Below are 15,953 nucleotides of genomic sequence, written 5' to 3'. Positions count from 1 at the left end.
AGCGCTGCGATGGCAGCGCCCATCACCCCCCCACGGAAACCTCCTCGATCGCGGCCGGACCGCGCGAGCGCGCATGCCCGGCCTTCGCCTCGGCCAGCATGTCGTCGGCCTTGCGGCGCACGGCCGCGGTCAGTTCGCGATATCCGCGCATCTTCTGCCCATAGGCATGGAGCCCCCAGACGAAGACGCCGAGGGCGATGACCGGCCCAAGGAAGCTCAGCGCGAAGCTGCCTATCGTCGCGATCAGGATCGCGGCGAACAGCGCCGGCTTGCGCGACGGCTTCTTGTCGAGCGGCCACGCAAGGCGATAGTCGGGCGCATAGGCCGTGCCCGTCTTGTGGTTGTAATAGGCGATATTATAGCCCCAGTTCGGCCGCGAGCTGACGCGGATCACCGACACCCGCTGCCCCTCGCGCACCGCGAAACCGCCGCCCTTGATCGTCACCTCCTCCTCGTCCTCATCGTCATATTCCATGAAGAAGCGCAGCACCTCGGTGCTCGTCGAGGAGACGCTGACCGTCGGCGCAGAGACATGGCCGCTGCCGTTGTGGAGATAGCCTCCGCCGCCGCTGCTCGATGCGTGGACGCGGGTTTCGGACCAGTTGCCGACGCCGCGAACCGTGCCCGTGCGATAGCAGCCATGCACCTCTTCGATGCTGCGGATGGGTGGAGTGTCGTCGCTCATCCTCGTGCCTTCCCTTGCCCGACGGCGCTCAGCCCCTGGCGAGCGGGTTGCGGATCAGGCCGAGCCCGCCCGCGATCAGCCCCGCGCCGGAAAGCAGCAGCAGCCAGACGCCCAGCCCCAGGTGAATCTGGCTCGCCATCATGTCGCGCGCCATGTCGGGCACCGCCGACAGCACAGCCTGCCTGACCAGGACGACGAGCAGCGCCGCGACGATGGTCGCGGCTCCCGTGACCAGCATCGGCAGCCGCTCGGCCTTGCCCGCCCAGGCCGCCCAGACGAGCCACAGCGCGGCGAGCGGCGCGGCAAAGCGCAGGATCAGCAGCGCGCCGAGTCCCCCCAGCCCCGAATCGCCGCCGCCGCCCATCATGCTCGCCATACGCGCCGCCCCTTCGAGTTCGGCCACCGCGTCGCCGAGACCGATCAGGCTGACGCCCTTCATCGGCGACGACAGCGCGGTCAGGAAACAGGCGAGCAGCACGACGAGCGCGAGCGGCACCGCGAGCGACTTGGTGAACAGCTCGGTCGCCCGCGCACCGCCGGCCGAACCCGACAGGCCCGACAGGTCAACGTTGATGTTGCCGAGCGCGGCGAGCGCCGCGCCGCCGACCGGATAAATCTCCTTCGCAGCGCCCTCGCTACTCTCGAAATCGACGACCATGCCGGTCGCAGGCGGCTTGTCGCCGCGCCAGTCGGCGCGGGTGAAGCGGTGGCGCGAGCCGTCGTCGGCGGAAATCGCCCCGCTGCCGTCGGCTTCGCTATATCCCAATATCTTGCCTTTCATCGTTCCGCCCTCCCTCAGACCGAACCGCCACACGCCGCGCGGACCGCGTTGCGCAGCGGGTAATAGCTGTCCTTAAATTCCTGCCGGATCGACTCGACCGCCTGGCGGTCGGCGGGATCGACCCCGGCCGCGCGCAAGAGCTGGTTGTTCACCGCCTCGCGGTCCTGCGGCGCGGGCTTCATCGGCCAGCGCAGCGCCGGAAAGGCGACCTTGACCCGGTCGGGCAGCCCGTCGTCGAGCTGCGAGGCGATGCACGAGCAATCCTTGCCCGGGTCGCCATCCTGCGCGCATTCGGCCTCGACCATCCTCGCGAAATCGGACTGGCCGCATCCGGCCAGCGCCACGCCGGCGCCCCCCGCGAACAGCAGCGACAAAAGAATGAGATGCGGTTTCATCGTCGAATACCTCCCCAAAACCGGACCCGGCCGGTTGAACAGTGGAAAGCTAATTCGAGGCCATCCTCAAAGTCTTGATAGGATTCTCAAGAATTTCTAAAGTCGTATTTCACCGGGGGGTTGCAGGGCATGTCGAGTACCCATTCGTCGCGGCGGCGACGGCGCCTGTGGCGCTTTGCAAGCGCGGAGTTCGATGAAGCGAGCTGGGCGCTGCGCGTCGATGGCGCGCCGGCCGCGGTCGAGGGCAAACCGCTCGAAGTGCTCCATGAACTGCTGCTGCGCGCGGGCGAAGTCGTGACCAAGGAGGAATTGTTCGATGCGGTCTGGCCCGGCGTCGTCGTGGTCGAGGGCTCGCTCGCGACCGCCATCTCGAAACTGCGCAAGGCGCTGGGCACCGCGACCGACAGCCAGAGCGTGATCGCCACCGTCTCGCGCGTCGGCTACCGCCTCGTCGCGCCGGTCGAGGTGGCGAGCATCGACACGCCGCTCGCGCCGCGTTTCGCCTTCGCCTCGGGGGACGCCGTTCCGGCGCGCAAGGCATGGCAGCTCGAACGCCCGCTCGGCGACAGCGGCAGCGAGGATGTCTGGCTCGCGCGCCAGACCAAGACCGGCGAGGCGCGCATCTTCAAATTCGCCGACGCGCCCGACCGGCTGCGCGCGCTGAAACGCGAGGCGGCGCTGTCGCGGCTCGTCTTCGCCGCGCTCGGCAAGGCGGCGCCGCTGCCGATGCTCCACGAATGGAATTTCGACGCGCCGCCCTTCTTCCTCGAATATGCGTGGGGCGGGCGCGACCTCCTTGCATGGGCAGAGGAAGCGGGCGGCCTGCCGGCGATTCCGATCGAGGACCGGCTCGCGGTCGCGGCGATGATCGCGCGCGCGGTCGCGGGCATCCACGCCGTCGGCATCCTCCACAAGGACCTGAAGCCCGCCAATATCCTGATCGACGAAGTCGATGGCACCGCCGTCGTCCGTCTCGTCGATTTCGGCAGCGGCCGGCTGCTCGACGACGCGCTGCTCGCGAGCTTCGACATCACCGACCCCGGCTCGCTCGACGCCGATCTCGGCAAGGACGAGCCGCGCTCAGGCACCCTCGCCTATCGCGCGCCCGAACTGGTCGGCGACGCGGTGCCGACGGTGAAGAGCGACATTTATGCGCTCGGGCTGATCCTCTATCAGCTCGTCGTTGGCGATTTCTCCGCGTCTCTCGCGCCCGGATGGGAGGGCCGGGTCACCGACCCGCTGCTCCGCGGCGACATCGGCCGCGCCGCCGCCGGCACGCCCGGCGAACGGCTCGACAGCGCGGGCGACCTCGCCGACCGGCTCGAACGACTCGCGGACCGCCGTCTCGCCGCGGCGCGCGAAGCCGAGCACGCCGCCTTCCTCGCCGAACAGAAGCGACAGGATGAGCGCCGCGCCGCCCGCCGCCCGTGGATGCGTGCGGCGGCCGCCAGCCTGATCCTCGGGCTCGTCGGCACCTCGGCCTTCGCCGCCTATGCCGTCAGGCAGCGCAACGAGGCGCGCACCGCGCAGCAGGTTTCGGAGGCGAGCTACCGCTTCCTCGCCGAGGATGTGCTCGCGAGCGTCGACCCCGCCCACGCCGACGCCGCCGAGGAAACGCTGGTCGCCGCGGTCAATCGCGCCGGCGGCACGATCGCGGAGCGCTTCGAGGATCAGCCGCGCATCGCGGGCTATCTCTATGCAACGCTCGCGCGCGCCTTCGACATGCGCTCGGACTATGCCGACGCCTTCCGCTATTATGAGGCGGCCGAGCGCAGCTACGACCGCGCCGGCGCATCGGGCGCGGCCGATGGCGTCAACGTCCGGCTGCAGCATGCGTCGGCGCTCGCGCTGTCGACCCAGCCGGGTAGCCTCGACACCGCGCGCGGCATGATCGCCGCCGCCGCGAAGACGATCGACGCGAAAGGCATCGACAGCCCCGAAACGACCGTCTGGCTCGAATCGGCGCGGGGCATGGCCGCGCTCGCGGGCGAGGATGTCCCTGGCTCGCGCGATCATTTCGGCCGCGCGTGGCAGGCCGCGCGGACGCAGCCCGAGCTGTTCTCGCCGCGCCAGATCGTCAATTTCGGCCAGCGCCACGCCTTCGCACTGATCCGCCTCGGCGACGGCGCGGCGGCCGAAAAGGCGTTCCGGCCGCTCGTTGCCGAGATGACGAGGCTCGTCGGCCGCGACCATCCCGACACGCTGTTCCTGCGCCTCAATGTCGGCCAGGCGCTGATGGTGCAGCAACGCTATCCCGAGGCGATCGCGGTCCTCGACGCGCTGCTGCCGGTCATGGAAAAGCGGCTGGGTCCGAACCATCGCTATACGCTGCTGCTGCTGGCGGCGCGCCAGCAGTCATTGGGCGGCGTGGGCCGCTATGCCGATGCGGCGGTCGATGGTGAGCGCGTCTGGCGCGCCGCGGCGGCCAAGGACGGCCCCTCCTCCTTCGCCGCGGTCGCGGGGCGCACCGACATCGGCATATCGCAATGCCGCGCGGGGAAACTCGATCAGGGCATCGCGAATATCCGCGCTGCACGCGCTGCGATGACTCGCGGCGAAGCGCTCGCCCAGGCGATCGACGCCGCGCTCGCCGATTGCCTGATCCAGGCGCATCATTATGCCGAGGCCAAGGCGCTGCTTCGGACGGTCGATCCCGCGAAGGTCGCGCAGCTCGTCGGCGACCCCCATTATGGCGCGCTGGTCGACCTGGCGTTCGCCGAGATCGCGCTGGGCGAAAGGAACCCTGCCGAGGCGCGGCGCCTGTTCGCCAAGGCCGGTCCCCACCTCAAGGACACGCAGGATCGCTTCGTCCAGGACCGGATCAAGGCGCTCGAAGCGCGGCTGACGTCCTGACATCGCCGCCTACTTCCCCGGCGTGAGGCGGATGGCCGCGCCGCCGCCGGGGGCGAGCCACAGCTTGTAGGTGTCGCCCTTCTTCACCTGGATCGTCTCATAGGCGATCTTGTGCCGCGCCTCGGTCAGATAGGTCGCGCCCTCGCCATCCTTCCAGATCGTCGCGGTATAGCTCTTGCCCGGATCGAGGAAATCGAAATTCAGCGTCAGCGTGCGCGCGGTCGCGTCGTTGACCCCGCCGACATACCAGTCGGCGCTATTGCGGTCCTTGCGCGCGAAGATCGCATAGTCGCCGACTTCGCCCGCGATCAGGTGGCTCTCGGCCCAGTCGGCGGGCACCGCCTTGATGAATTCCAGTTCGCGCGGATGCTTTTCCAGCGTCTCGACGAAATCGGCCGCCATCTGGATCGGCGAATAGACGGCGAGATAGAGGCCGAGCTGCTTGGCCAGCGTCGAGGCGAGCGGAGCGCCGTTCGCGCCCTCGAGGCTCAGCACGCCCGGCGTATAATCCATCGGACCCGACAACATCCGCGTGTAGACCAGTGTCGGAACATGGTCCGGCCCGTTCGCGAAGGCGCCCCACGCATTATACTCCATCCCGCGCGCGCCCTCGCGCGCGACCCAATTGGGGTATGTGCGGCGGAGCCCGGTGTCCTTGACCGGCTCATGGGCATTGACCGCGATGTGATGCCGCGCGGCAACTTCGACAACTTTCAGATGATGCTCGACCTGCCGCTGGCCATCGTGCCATTCCATCGCGGTCGTCCCCGGCGTTGCGCCCGGCGCGATGATCCCGCCCGCGTCGGCGACATAGCCGGTCTTCACCGCCTTGACGCCCAGCTTTTCGTATAGAGCCATCGCATCCTCGAGCTGCGCTTCGTAGTGCGCGATATTGCCGCCGGTCTCGTGATGACCGATCAGCGTCACGCCCTTCTTCCGCGCATAGTCGGTGACCGCCTTCAGGTCGAAATCGGGGGTCGCCTCGGTAAAGCTGAAGTCGTCGCCATGGCCGAACCAATTGCCGTTCCAGCCCTTGTTCCACCCCTCGACGAGCACGCCGCCGAAGCCGTTCTTCGCCGCGAAGTCGATATATTGCCTGGTCCGCTCGGTCGTCGCGCCGTGGTTAGGCCCCTCGGCCCAGCTCCACGGCCCGCGGATCATTCCCCACCAGATGCCAATATATTTCATCGGCTTGAACCAACTGACGTCGCCGAGCTTGTTGGGTTCGTTGAGGTTGAGTTCGAGGTCGTTCTCGACCAGCCCCGCCGCGTCGTCGGCAATGCGGATCGTGCGCCACGGCGTATGGAAGGGCAGGTCGCGCACGACGCGCGGCCCACGCGACGAGGGCGCCAGCGTCGCGCGGAACTTGCGCCCCTCGACGCGCTTCAGCCACATGCCCGAATAGTCGACCAGCGCCGCCTCGTGGAACGCCAGATGCGTGCCGTCGTCGAGGCGCATGGTGATCGGCGTGTGCGCGGTCGCGACCGCGTCGATCGGCGTCTTCTGATAGATTTGCTCGTAGCGGTTCCATTCGCCGCCGGTGATCCACCAGGCGGTGCCCTCGGGCGCGATGTCGAATTCGGTGACCTCGTCGGCGATCTTCGCGGTCTTGAACCCCGCCTGCTCGGGCAGTTCGTAGCGGAAGCCGATGCCGTTATCGAACAGACGGAAGCGCAGGTTCATCGCATGGCCGCCCCAGCTTTCGTCCTGGCGGAAGCGCACGAGCAGTTCGTTATAATGGTCGCGGACATAGCGGCGCTCGCCCCACGGCTGCTCCCACCTGTCGTCGCCGCTCGCGCGCTCCGCCCCTTCGATGGCGAAGCCGCGCTGGAGCCCGATGCCGTCGGTCAACAGGAAGCCGAGCTTCGACGGCGCGATCAGCAGCTTGCCCTTGCGCGACAGCGACCAGGTCGGGCGCGCGTCATTGTCGGTCGACACGGTGAGCACGATGCTGCCGTCGGGCGAGGCGAGCGTCTGCTGCGGGCGCGCCTCCTGCGCGAGCGCGGGCGTCGCAGCGAAAAGCGCGAGGGGAGTGAGAAGCGCGGGGAGAGCGGGGCGGAACATCGAAATCATCCTTCCATCTGAAGCCAGAGCGCGCCGCACGGAGGCAGCAGGGCGGGGTCGGCGCCGTTCAGCGCCACAAGCGGAATGCCGCCGTCGCCGCGCGCCGCCAGGTCGATCGTACTGCCGCCGAGGTTGAAGAGACAGCGGATCGTCTCTCCCCCCGCGATCCGGTCGAAGGCGAGCAGGTCGCCCTCGACAACCCAGTGCGCATTGTCGCCGCAGCGCAGCGCCGGATGCGCGGCGCGCAGCGCGACGAGGCGGCGGGTCAGCGCGAGCATCGACGCGGGGTCGGCCTCCTGCCGGTCGACCGCGAGCGCGGCATGGTCCGCGCCCAGCGGCAGCCAAGGATCGGTGTCGGAGAAACCAGCGTGCGCCGCCTCCGCCGCCCAGGGCAGCGGCGTACGTGCGCCGTCGCGCGACAGGGTCAGCGGCCAGTTCTTGCGCGCCTCGGGGTCCTTAACCAGCTCGAAGGGAATCTCGACCTGCCCCAGCCCCAATTCCTCGCCATTATAGAGGATGATGTTGCCGCGCAGCGCGCAGAGCAGCGCCATCTTCATCCGCGCATAGGCCGCGGGGTCGACGTCCTCGGGGGTCCAGCGCGACAGCGCGCGCGGCGCGTCGTGATTCTCGAACGCCCAGCTCGGCCAGCCGACCCCCGGCGCGTCGGGCCAGCCCTCGGCCGCCTCGCGCACGAGCTGCGGGGTCAGGCGATCGGCGTAGAGGAAGTCGAAGCCATAGGCGCTGTTCAGTCGCCGCTCGCCCGCGGTGAACAGCTTCATCTCGCGCGCCGCATCGTCGCCGCCGACCTCGGCGACGGTGAAGCGGCCCTCATATTCGTCGGTCAGCGCGCGGATGCGTTCGAGGAACAGCGGAATGTCAGGATGCGACTGGTTGTAGATCTTCTGCTGGAAATCGAACGGCCGGGTGCGCGGCTTGTTCGACGGCGGCGCCGGCGGATTGTCGCGCAGTTCGGGGTCGTGCATCGAAAAGTTGATCGCGTCGATGCGAAACCCGTCGACCCCGCGCTCCAGCCAGAAGCGCACGACACCCAGCAGCGCGTCCTGCACGTCGCGGTTGTGGACGTTGAGCTGCGGCTGCGAGCCGAGGAAATTATGGAGATAATATTGGCAGCGCCGCGCGTCCCACGTCCAGGCCGGGCCGCCGAACACCGACTGCCAGTTGGTCGGCGGCGACCCGTCGGCCCTGGCATCGGCCCAGACATACCAGTCGGCCTTGTCATTATCCTTGCGCGCGCGGCTTGTCGCAAACCAGGCGTGCCGGTCGGAGGTGTGCGAAAAGACGAGGTCGGTCGTGACCTTCAGCCCCAGCGCATGCGCGCGCGCGACGAGCGCGTCGAAATCGGCCAGCGTGCCGAAGATCGGGTCGACATCGCAATAATCGGCGATGTCGTATCCGAAATCGTCCATCGGCGAGGGGTAGAAGGGCGACAGCCAGATCGCGTCGACGCCCAGCGACGCGACATGGTCGAGCCGCGCGGTGATACCCGCAAGGTCGCCGATGCCGTCGCCGTTCGAATCGGCAAAGCTGCGCGGATAGATCTGGTAGATCGCCGCGCCCTTCCACCAGGGATGCAGCGACTGGCGGGCGGACGGCGACAGGGGAGAGAGTTCGTTCATCGGGCTTCGCAGATCATATATCCGAGCGGTGGCAGGTTGATGGCGAGCTGCCCCGGCGCGGCGGTCGCGGCCGGGCAGTCGCCATGGAGCGACATGTAGCGGTTCTTGGCGGGATCGACGGCGACATTGACGCTCAGCGGCGCGTTCGAGGTGTTGAACGCCAGCACGATTTCCTCCCCCGACGCGGCGTCGATGCGCGACACTGCGAACAGCCCCGGCTTTTCGGCATAGCTGCGGATGAGCTGCCGGCCGCGGCGCAGCGCGACATGATCCTGCCGCAGCTTCGCAAGCCGCGCGAAGGCGCGGTAGAGCGGGTGGTTCGGGTCGAAATTGCTTTCGGCGGTCGTCGCGTCGGTGCCGATCAGGTCGTTGTCGTTATAGATCGCGACCTGCGACGCGAACATGTCCTCGCGGGCATCCTGGTCGTCGCCGTCGCCGGTGAACCCCTGTTCGTCGCCCGAATAGAGGACGGGCACGCCGCGCAGCCCCAGCAGCATCGCATGCGCGAATTCGACGCGCCGCAGCATCTCGTCGTCGCTGGCGTCCGGGAAGGCCTTGCGCGCGAAATGGGCGAAGCGGCCGAAATCATGATTGCCGGTGAAAGTCGGAAGCTGGAGCGCGACCGCGTCGTCGCCATAGAGCGGGTCGACCGAGAACAGCTTTTCCAGCCAGTCGGGCGCCTTGGTCCCGCCCACCACATCGCGAACCGCCGCGAAAAAGGGGAAATCGAGACTGGACGGCAGCCCCGCGACCCGCGTGCCCTGCGCGGTGATCACCGGGTCCATGTCGCCGGTCGCATATTCGCCGAAGATGTGGAAGTTCGGAATGCCGTTCTTCGCCGCGCGGTCGAGCATCGCGGGCGCGAAGACCCGCCAGAATTCGGGGTTCACATGCTTGGCGGTGTCGATGCGGAATCCGTCGACTTTATATGTGTCGATCCAGTCGCCATAGATGTCGATGAACCCCTGAACGACGCGGGGATTTTCGGTCATCAGATCGTCGAGCCCGACGAAATCGCCCATCGTCGAACTCTCCCCGGTGAAGGTCGAATTGCCGCGATTGTGGTAATAGATCGGGTCGTTGAGCCACGTCGGGACCTTGATGTCCTTTTCCTGCGGCGCGACCTTGACCGTATAGGCGAAATTCGGGTCGGTCAGCCGCGCGTAATTTTCCGCCGAGGCGACGGCATCGCCGGCGAAGCCGTCGTTGATCGGCGCCCCGTCGGCGGCGCGGCGCGAATAGGGATAGTCGGCGCGGCTGCGATAGGGGCAGTCATAGCCGTCGCATTCGGCCATCTCGATAACGTCGGCGGTATGGTTGATGAGAATGTCCATATAGACCTTCATCCCGCGCGCATGCGCGGCATCGACCAGCGCCTTGAAATCCGCATTGGTGCCAAGATGCGGGTCGACCTGCGTGAAATCGGTCACCCAATAGCCGTGATAGCCCGCGCTCTCCTGCCCCTTCGGTCCCTGCACCACCTTGTTCCTGAACACCGGCGACAGCCAGATCGCCGTCGCGCCGAGCGACTGGATATAATCGAGCCGCCGGATCACGCCCTTGAGGTCGCCGCCATGGAAAAAGCCCTTGGCGGCCGGGTCGTAGCCGGTCGCGAGCCGGTCGCCTTCGAGCCCGCCCTTGTCGTTTCCGGGATCGCCATTCTCGAACCGGTCGGGCAGCAGGAAATAGACGATTTCATCCTCGGGCCGCCGCTGGCGATAGTCGTCGGCGGGAACGGCGGCGGGCGCGGCGCCCGTCATGCTCAGCGCGGCGATGGATGCGAAAAGGCTCATGCGGGCACTCCTGCCGCGCAATGCTGCGCGATGAAATCGTCATGGGTGGGGAGGCGCGACGCGGCGCCCGCGACGATCGTTTCGATGTCGCCGACAAAGCCCGACAGCTCCTCGCGGCTCAGTTGATCGGCCATCGGGTGATAGCCGCGCGGCACGATATTCTGCCCCGTCAGCACCTGGAACCAGCCGATTTCGACGAACAGCTCGTCGCCCTCGCGGACAAGCTGGCCCTGACTTCGGAACAGCGCGATCTTGCGCGCCAGCGTCTCCGGGATCGCCATCTCGCGGCACCGCGTCCAGAAGGACGAGTCGGTGCGCTGGTTGGCGTGATAGTGGAGGATGATGAAGTCGCGGATGCGTTCGTGATCGAAGCGAATCCGGCGGTTATAGGCGTCGATATTGGCGGCGTCGAAATCGCGGTCCGGGAAATGTGCCAGCAGCCGGGCGATGCCGTTCTGGATCAGGTGGATGCTGGTCGATTCGATCGGTTCGAGGAAGCCCGAGGCGAGTCCCAGCGCGACGACATTGCCGCTCCACGCCCGCTGCCGCATCCCGGTCCTGAAGCGCAGCGTCCGCGGCTCGGCGAGCGGCCGGCCCTCGATGTTGGCGAGCAGAATCGCCGCCGCTTCGTCCTCGCTGAGGAAGTCGCTGCAAAAGACATGGCCGTTGCCCGTCCGGTGCTGGAGCGGGATGCGCCATTGCCAGCCGCTCCGGTGCGCGAACGCCTGCGTATAGGGCCGGGCCGGGCCGGCATTCTCGCTCGGCACCGCGATCGCGCGATCGCAGGGGAGCCAGTGCGTCCAGTCCTCGAAGCCGGTTTCCAGCGCACCTTCGATCAGCAGCGCGCGGAAGCCCGAGCAATCGATGAAAAGCTCGCCCTCTATCGCCGTGCCATTTTCCAGCACGACCGCCTCGACATGGCCGCTCTCGCCGTTCCGCCTGACCTCGGCGATCTTGCCTTCAGTGCGTTCGACCCCGGCTGCCTCGGCGATCCGGCGCAGATAGGCCGCGTAGAGCGCAGCGTCGAAATGAAAGGCATAGGCGATGCCGTCGAGGCTGGTGTTCGGGATATGGGGCAGCCGCGCGAAGCGGTTCTGAAGCGCCACGGTCTCGTTCAGCGAATAGTCGCCGAAGCGGCCCGCGACGCCCTCCGCCCGGCCCCGAAGCCAATATTGCTGGAACGGCAGCATGCCGAGGCTGCGCCCGACCTGCCCGAAGGCGTGCATGTAGACGTCGCCGAGCTGGCCCCAGTCGTGGAACTGGACGCCCAGCTTGAACGATCCGCGCGTTTCGCGGACGAAATCATCCTCGTCGAGGCCGATCAGCGCGTTGAACAGCCGGATCGACGGAATGGTCGCCTCGCCGACCCCGACCGTGCCGATTTCCTCGCTTTCGACCAGCCGGATCGACAGGCCGTCCATCGTGCGGGACAGCGCCGCGGCGGCCATCCAGCCCGCGGTGCCGCCCCCGACGATCACCACCTTCGTGATGCGACTGTCGCCCACTCTTCCCATTCCCTCTCGTGCAGCGCCGCCAGAGGACGGTCAGTCCACAGCCGGCGGGCCGGACGTGTCGCCCGGCCCGCCTGTTCTGTCAGAACTTGTAGGTGATGCCCGCCATGAAGTTGCGGCCATAATTCTGATAGTCGCGGATCTGGCGCGGGTCGTTGTTGTAATAGGTCACGAACGGCTCGTTGGTCAGGTTCGACGCCTGGAGCAATATGCCCAGCCCTTCGAGCGTGCCGCTCTGGAAGGTATAGCCGATCTGCGCGTCGACCACGAACTCGCTCTTCGCCATCACCTTGTCGCGCACGAGGCTGAGCCCCGAGACCTCAGCGAGGAACTTGGAGCGATAGCGGCCCGACACGCGCGCCTGGAATCCCGCCTTTTCGAAATAGGCGGTTCCGTTCACGACCCAGCGCGACAGGCCGGGCATGGAGATCGGGGCGGCGCCGCCCTCGCGGACGCTGCTCTTGGTATAGGAGCCGCTCGCCAGCACCCCGAACCCGTCAAGCGCGCCGGAGAAGGTCGCGAACGGCAGCGAGAGCGCCCCTTCCGCTCCATAGACGCGGCCGCCGTTGCCATTCCGCCATTGTTTGGCGATGCCTTCATAGGTCGCAACCGTTCCGCCGTCCGGAACCTCGAAGCCGGTGAAGTCGAACGCGTCGTCTTGGCGATAGATATAGTTTTCGAGATATTTGTAGAAACCGCCCAGCGATACATAGGCGCCCTGACCGAAATATTTCTCGATCGAGACATCGAGCGTGTCGGCCATCAGCGGCCGCAGTTTCGCATTGCCCAGCTCGAGCGACCAGGGCGACGCGTCGATGTCGGTGTTGTTGCGCCTCGACGAATCGAAATTGACGCCGCCGCCCGGCTTCAACTGATCCATCCGCGCGCGCGCCAGCATGCGCGCCGCACCGAAACGCAGGAAGCTGTTGTCGGCGAACTCGATCGACAGGTTCAGGCTCGGCAGGATGTCGGTGTAGGTCGCGCCGTCGGTGACCGGCGTCGACTGGGTTACGCCGCCTACGACCTGCGCATAGAAGCTCGACCCGGTCTGGTCCGAATGCACGATCTGGATGCCGACATTGCCGCGGATCGGGGTGTCCCCCGCATCGGCGTCGAAATTCGCCTGCACGAAGCCCGTCAGAACCTTTTCCCGAATCGTATAGTCGTTGAAGATGCGCCCCGGCGTCCAGCCGGCCTCGTCGGTGAGCGTATAGTTGCCGTCGTTGTAATAGCGCCAGCTATCGAACGCGACCATGCCGGGAATGCCGATGAAATCCAGCGAGATCGGGTCGAACAGATAGTCGGCAGGCACCGCCGTGTTGGCCGGATAATCATTGCTGGTCAGCACGAAGCCGCGGTCGTCGAGGCTCTTCTTGCGATCCGAATAATTGGCACCGACGCGCAGGCTGCTGATCGGTCCGTCGAACTCCTGGGTCGCCTGCAGGCGCAGCGATTTCAGCTCGTCCTTGATCTTCGGCGTGTTGACGAAGCCGTCCTGGCAGTTGGGCACCGCGCCGCCGCAGCTATTCCAGCCCTGCGGATCGGTGATCAGGAACAGATTGGGATCGGCATAGTCGAGCGAGGGATTGAGGATGATGCCGCCATTCGGGCGCATCTCGAAACCCAGCGCGGTCTCGCGCGCGCCGACGCCGGCGCCGCGCCCGGTGCCGAGGTAGATCTCCAGATTTTCCTCGGTCTTCTTGAGCCGCGAATAGCCGAGATCGAGTTCGAGCGTCAGCCTTTCATTGGGTTTGAACTTCGTGTTCCAGCCGCCGGCGATGATCGTCGAGTCGCGATGGACGATATCGTTGCGCATCACCGCTTCGGTCCCCGACCAGGTCCCCTTCGTCACCAGCCCATTTTCGATGGTGAAGCCGGGCAGCAGCGTCGAATTGCCCCACGCCAGGGGCAATTCGATGCCGCGCAGGCGCTGGACGTCCTTGAACTTCGACCAATAGCCGTCGATCGTCGTGTGGAACGTGTCGCTGGGCTCCCATTCGACGACGGCCATCACGCCGTCGCGCTTCAACTCGTTGGATTTCACATAGGGCTTGGCACCGCCGATCAGGAAGGCGGTGTTCGTGCCGTCGGTCAGCTCGGGATAGCCCCAGGCGTTGAACCGCTCCTCGGCGGTCGGCGACTGCATGCGCGCATAGCCGATCGCCCAGCCGAGCGTGCCGTCGGCATTCTGGTCGATATAGGAGATGTTGGCGCGATAGCCCTTGTCCGAAATATCGGGGTTGAGCTTGCCGAGGTCGTTCATTTCGAAGCGGGCGCCGACGGCGATGGCGCGCTTGCCATAGGCGAGCGGGCGCACCGTCCGCATGTCGATCGTGCCGCCGAGCGCCTGACCGATCAGCGACGCGTCGGGCGTCTTGTAGACGACCGCGCCATTGAGCAGTTCGGACGGATATTGGTCGAGCTCGACGCCGCGGTTGTTGCTGGCCGAAACCTGCTCGCGGCCGTTGAGCAGGGTCGTGGTGAAATCGGGGGCGAGACCGCGGATCGACACGACATTGGCACGGCCGTCGAGGCGCTGCGTCGCCAGACCCGGAAGGCGCGACAGCGATTCGGCGATCGACAGGTCCGGCAGCTTGCCGATATCCTCGGCCGAGACCACCTCGACGATCGAGGTGTTGGCTTTCTTGGCCTGGACCGAATTGTTGATCGCACCGCGGATGCCGGTGACGACGATGGCGCCATCGACCGCCGCATCGTCGGCGCCGGCGGGATCGGCGTCCTGCGCCATAGCGGCGCCCGGCAGGATGGCGGTCATGGCAAGGCCCAGCGCGATGGCGCTGACGCCGCGTCGGACATTCGGGCGAAGGCTGGTCGGCATGGTCATTCTGGTTCCCCTGGCTCGGACGGGCGGTTGTTGCCGCGCATCGGGCCGGGAACGGCATGCGTCCGCCAGGCTCCTCTCCGACACGCGGGTGTTCCCGTCTTCGCCCCGCAATTGAAGCCAATCGGGCAGCGCGACCATAGGGTATACGTATACGCATATTATGCAGCCGCGGCGCTTGGTGCCAAAATGTCACAGCCCGCCGCACGCCGCGCAGGCGCCGGATGCAAATCCTTGCACGGCGCCCGGCACCCGCTAGATTCGGGGTGCGCGCCGCCCCGGGGAAGGCGGCGCGGCAATGGGAGAGGAACATGGGGCGGCCGCCGTCGTCCAAGCCGACATCGTTCGACATCGCCTATCTGGCGGGCGTGTCGCAGCCCACGGTGTCGCGCGCGTTGCGCGGCAGCAAGTCGGTCAGCGCCGCGACCCGCGCCAATATCGAGCGCATCGCGCGCGAGCTCAACTATACGGTCGACAAGAACGCCTCCAGCCTGCGCTCGCAGCGCACCCACACCATCGCCCTGCTCTTCTTCGAGGACCCGACCCCGGACGAATCGATGATAAACCCCTTCTTCCTGTCGATGCTGGGGTCGATCACGCGACAATGCGCGCTGCGCGGCTACGACCTGCTCATCAGTTTCCAGCAGATGCACAACGACTGGCACGTCGCCTATCAGGACAGCCACCGCTCGGACGGCATCATCCTGCTCGGCTATGGCGACTATCAGCTCTATCGCGCCAAGCTCGAGCATCTGGTGGAGATGGACACGAAATTCGTGCGCTGGGGGTCGGTGTCCGAGGACAGTATCGGATTGACGGTCGGGTCCGACAATATCGGTGCGGGCGAGGCGGCGGGCGCGCATCTGATCGCGATCGGGCGGCGGCGCATCGCCTTTCTGGGCGACGCCTCGGCCCATGCCCCAGAATTCCAGGACCGCTACACCGGCCTTTGCCGCGCGATGGCGGCGGCGGGGCTGGCGGCGGACCCGGCCCTCCGCCAGAACGCCGTCTCGTCGGAGGAATCGGGCTATGCCGCCGCGAAGGCGCTGCTCGCGCGCGGGACGGCGTTCGACGCGATCTTCGCGGGCAGCGACCTGATCGCGATCGGCGCGATGCGCGCGCTGGCCGAGGCGAAGCTGCGCTGTCCGCAGGACGTCGCGCTGATCGGCTTCGACGACATCCCCGCCGCCAGCCAGACCTCGCCGACGCTGACCACGGTGATGCAGGACATGAAGGGCGCCGGCGAACTGCTCGTCGACGCGCTGCTCCGCCGCATCGACGGCAAGGATCCCGAACGCACGATGCTGCCCGCGCGGCTGATAAAAAGGCAGAGCACGGCGGTCTGAGCCCCCCTCATCTTCAGATGAGGGGCCTAATTCCTGAACGCATTCG

General features: G+C 67.0%; 10 protein-coding genes. 2 read left to right on the top strand and 8 right to left on the bottom strand.

The features are described from left to right. Window positions 1-22: 22 nt before the first annotated feature. From FHR21_RS02465 to FHR21_RS02455, 3 genes are read right to left on the bottom strand one after another with little or no spacing between them, the layout of a single operon-like run. Window positions 23-685 (bottom strand): hypothetical protein, encoded by a 663-nt coding sequence (locus tag FHR21_RS02465; protein WP_184094951.1) that lies wholly within the window; start codon window positions 683-685, stop codon window positions 23-25. A 28-nt stretch (window positions 686-713) separates the two neighbouring features. Then, complete coding sequence (locus FHR21_RS02460; RefSeq protein ID WP_184094949.1) at window positions 714-1,466, bottom strand: hypothetical protein; 753 nt, start codon at window positions 1,464-1,466, stop codon at window positions 714-716. A 14-nt stretch (window positions 1,467-1,480) separates the two neighbouring features. Next, window positions 1,481-1,861, bottom strand: a complete 381-nt coding sequence (locus FHR21_RS02455) for a hypothetical protein (protein WP_184094947.1) — start codon at window positions 1,859-1,861, stop codon at window positions 1,481-1,483. Between the two features lie 129 nt (window positions 1,862-1,990). Between FHR21_RS02455 and FHR21_RS02450 the strand changes: the two genes are divergently transcribed. Continuing rightward, window positions 1,991-4,714 carry a protein kinase domain-containing protein gene (locus FHR21_RS02450; RefSeq protein ID WP_184094945.1) on the top strand — a complete coding sequence of 908 codons (2,724 nt, stop codon included), beginning with the start codon at window positions 1,991-1,993 and terminating at the stop codon, window positions 4,712-4,714. A gap of 9 nt (window positions 4,715-4,723) precedes the next feature. On the opposite strand, the gene FHR21_RS02445 is transcribed toward FHR21_RS02450, so the two are convergent. The 5 genes from FHR21_RS02445 to FHR21_RS02425 form a co-directional block, all read right to left on the bottom strand. After that, window positions 4,724-6,778: a glycoside hydrolase family 97 protein gene (locus tag FHR21_RS02445; protein ID WP_420825260.1), complete on the bottom strand. Its 2,055-nt coding sequence runs from the start codon at window positions 6,776-6,778 to the stop codon at window positions 4,724-4,726. Between the two features lie 5 nt (window positions 6,779-6,783). Next, window positions 6,784-8,415, bottom strand: a complete 1,632-nt coding sequence (locus FHR21_RS02440) for an alpha-amylase family glycosyl hydrolase (protein WP_184094941.1) — start codon at window positions 8,413-8,415, stop codon at window positions 6,784-6,786. Beyond that, window positions 8,412-10,208 carry an alpha-amylase family glycosyl hydrolase gene (locus tag FHR21_RS02435; RefSeq protein ID WP_184094939.1) on the bottom strand — a complete coding sequence of 599 codons (1,797 nt, stop codon included), beginning with the start codon at window positions 10,206-10,208 and terminating at the stop codon, window positions 8,412-8,414. Before FHR21_RS02435 ends, FHR21_RS02440 begins: the two co-directional genes overlap by 4 nt. Then, window positions 10,205-11,722, bottom strand: coding sequence for a tryptophan halogenase family protein (locus tag FHR21_RS02430; RefSeq protein ID WP_184094937.1), 1,518 nt, complete (start codon window positions 11,720-11,722; stop codon window positions 10,205-10,207). The genes FHR21_RS02435 and FHR21_RS02430 overlap by 4 nt, the downstream gene beginning before the upstream one ends. 79 nt (window positions 11,723-11,801) lie before the next feature. Further along, on the bottom strand, window positions 11,802-14,564 hold the full coding sequence (locus tag FHR21_RS02425) for a TonB-dependent receptor (RefSeq protein ID WP_221234954.1): 2,763 nt from the start codon (window positions 14,562-14,564) through the stop codon (window positions 11,802-11,804). A 308-nt stretch (window positions 14,565-14,872) separates the two neighbouring features. Here FHR21_RS02425 and FHR21_RS02420 point away from each other — a divergent pair, with 308 nt between their 5' ends. Beyond that, a complete protein-coding gene (locus FHR21_RS02420) occupies window positions 14,873-15,907 on the top strand; it encodes a LacI family DNA-binding transcriptional regulator (protein ID WP_184094934.1) in 1,035 nt (344 codons plus the stop codon). Window positions 15,908-15,953 lie beyond the last annotated feature (46 nt).

This window comes from Sphingopyxis panaciterrulae (genome assembly GCF_014199295.1).
Lineage (GTDB): Bacteria > Pseudomonadota > Alphaproteobacteria > Sphingomonadales > Sphingomonadaceae > Sphingopyxis > Sphingopyxis panaciterrulae.
This window is presented reverse-complemented; position numbering and strand designations above follow the sequence as displayed.

Coding starts and splice junctions, on each gene's coding strand:
- FHR21_RS02420 (WP_184094934.1), top strand. CDS start 14,873: ATGGGGCGGCCGCCGTCGTCCAAGCCGACATCGTTCGACATCGCCTAT.
- FHR21_RS02440 (WP_184094941.1), bottom strand. CDS start 8,415: ATGAACGAACTCTCTCCCCTGTCGCCGTCCGCCCGCCAGTCGCTGCAT.
- FHR21_RS02455 (WP_184094947.1), bottom strand. CDS start 1,861: ATGAAACCGCATCTCATTCTTTTGTCGCTGCTGTTCGCGGGGGGCGCC.
- FHR21_RS02465 (WP_184094951.1), bottom strand. CDS start 685: ATGAGCGACGACACTCCACCCATCCGCAGCATCGAAGAGGTGCATGGC.
- FHR21_RS02425 (WP_221234954.1), bottom strand. CDS start 14,564: ATGACCATGCCGACCAGCCTTCGCCCGAATGTCCGACGCGGCGTCAGC.
- FHR21_RS02435 (WP_184094939.1), bottom strand. CDS start 10,208: ATGAGCCTTTTCGCATCCATCGCCGCGCTGAGCATGACGGGCGCCGCG.
- FHR21_RS02460 (WP_184094949.1), bottom strand. CDS start 1,466: ATGAAAGGCAAGATATTGGGATATAGCGAAGCCGACGGCAGCGGGGCG.
- FHR21_RS02430 (WP_184094937.1), bottom strand. CDS start 11,722: ATGGGAAGAGTGGGCGACAGTCGCATCACGAAGGTGGTGATCGTCGGG.
- FHR21_RS02450 (WP_184094945.1), top strand. CDS start 1,991: ATGTCGAGTACCCATTCGTCGCGGCGGCGACGGCGCCTGTGGCGCTTT.
- FHR21_RS02445 (WP_420825260.1), bottom strand. CDS start 6,778: ATGTTCCGCCCCGCTCTCCCCGCGCTTCTCACTCCCCTCGCGCTTTTC.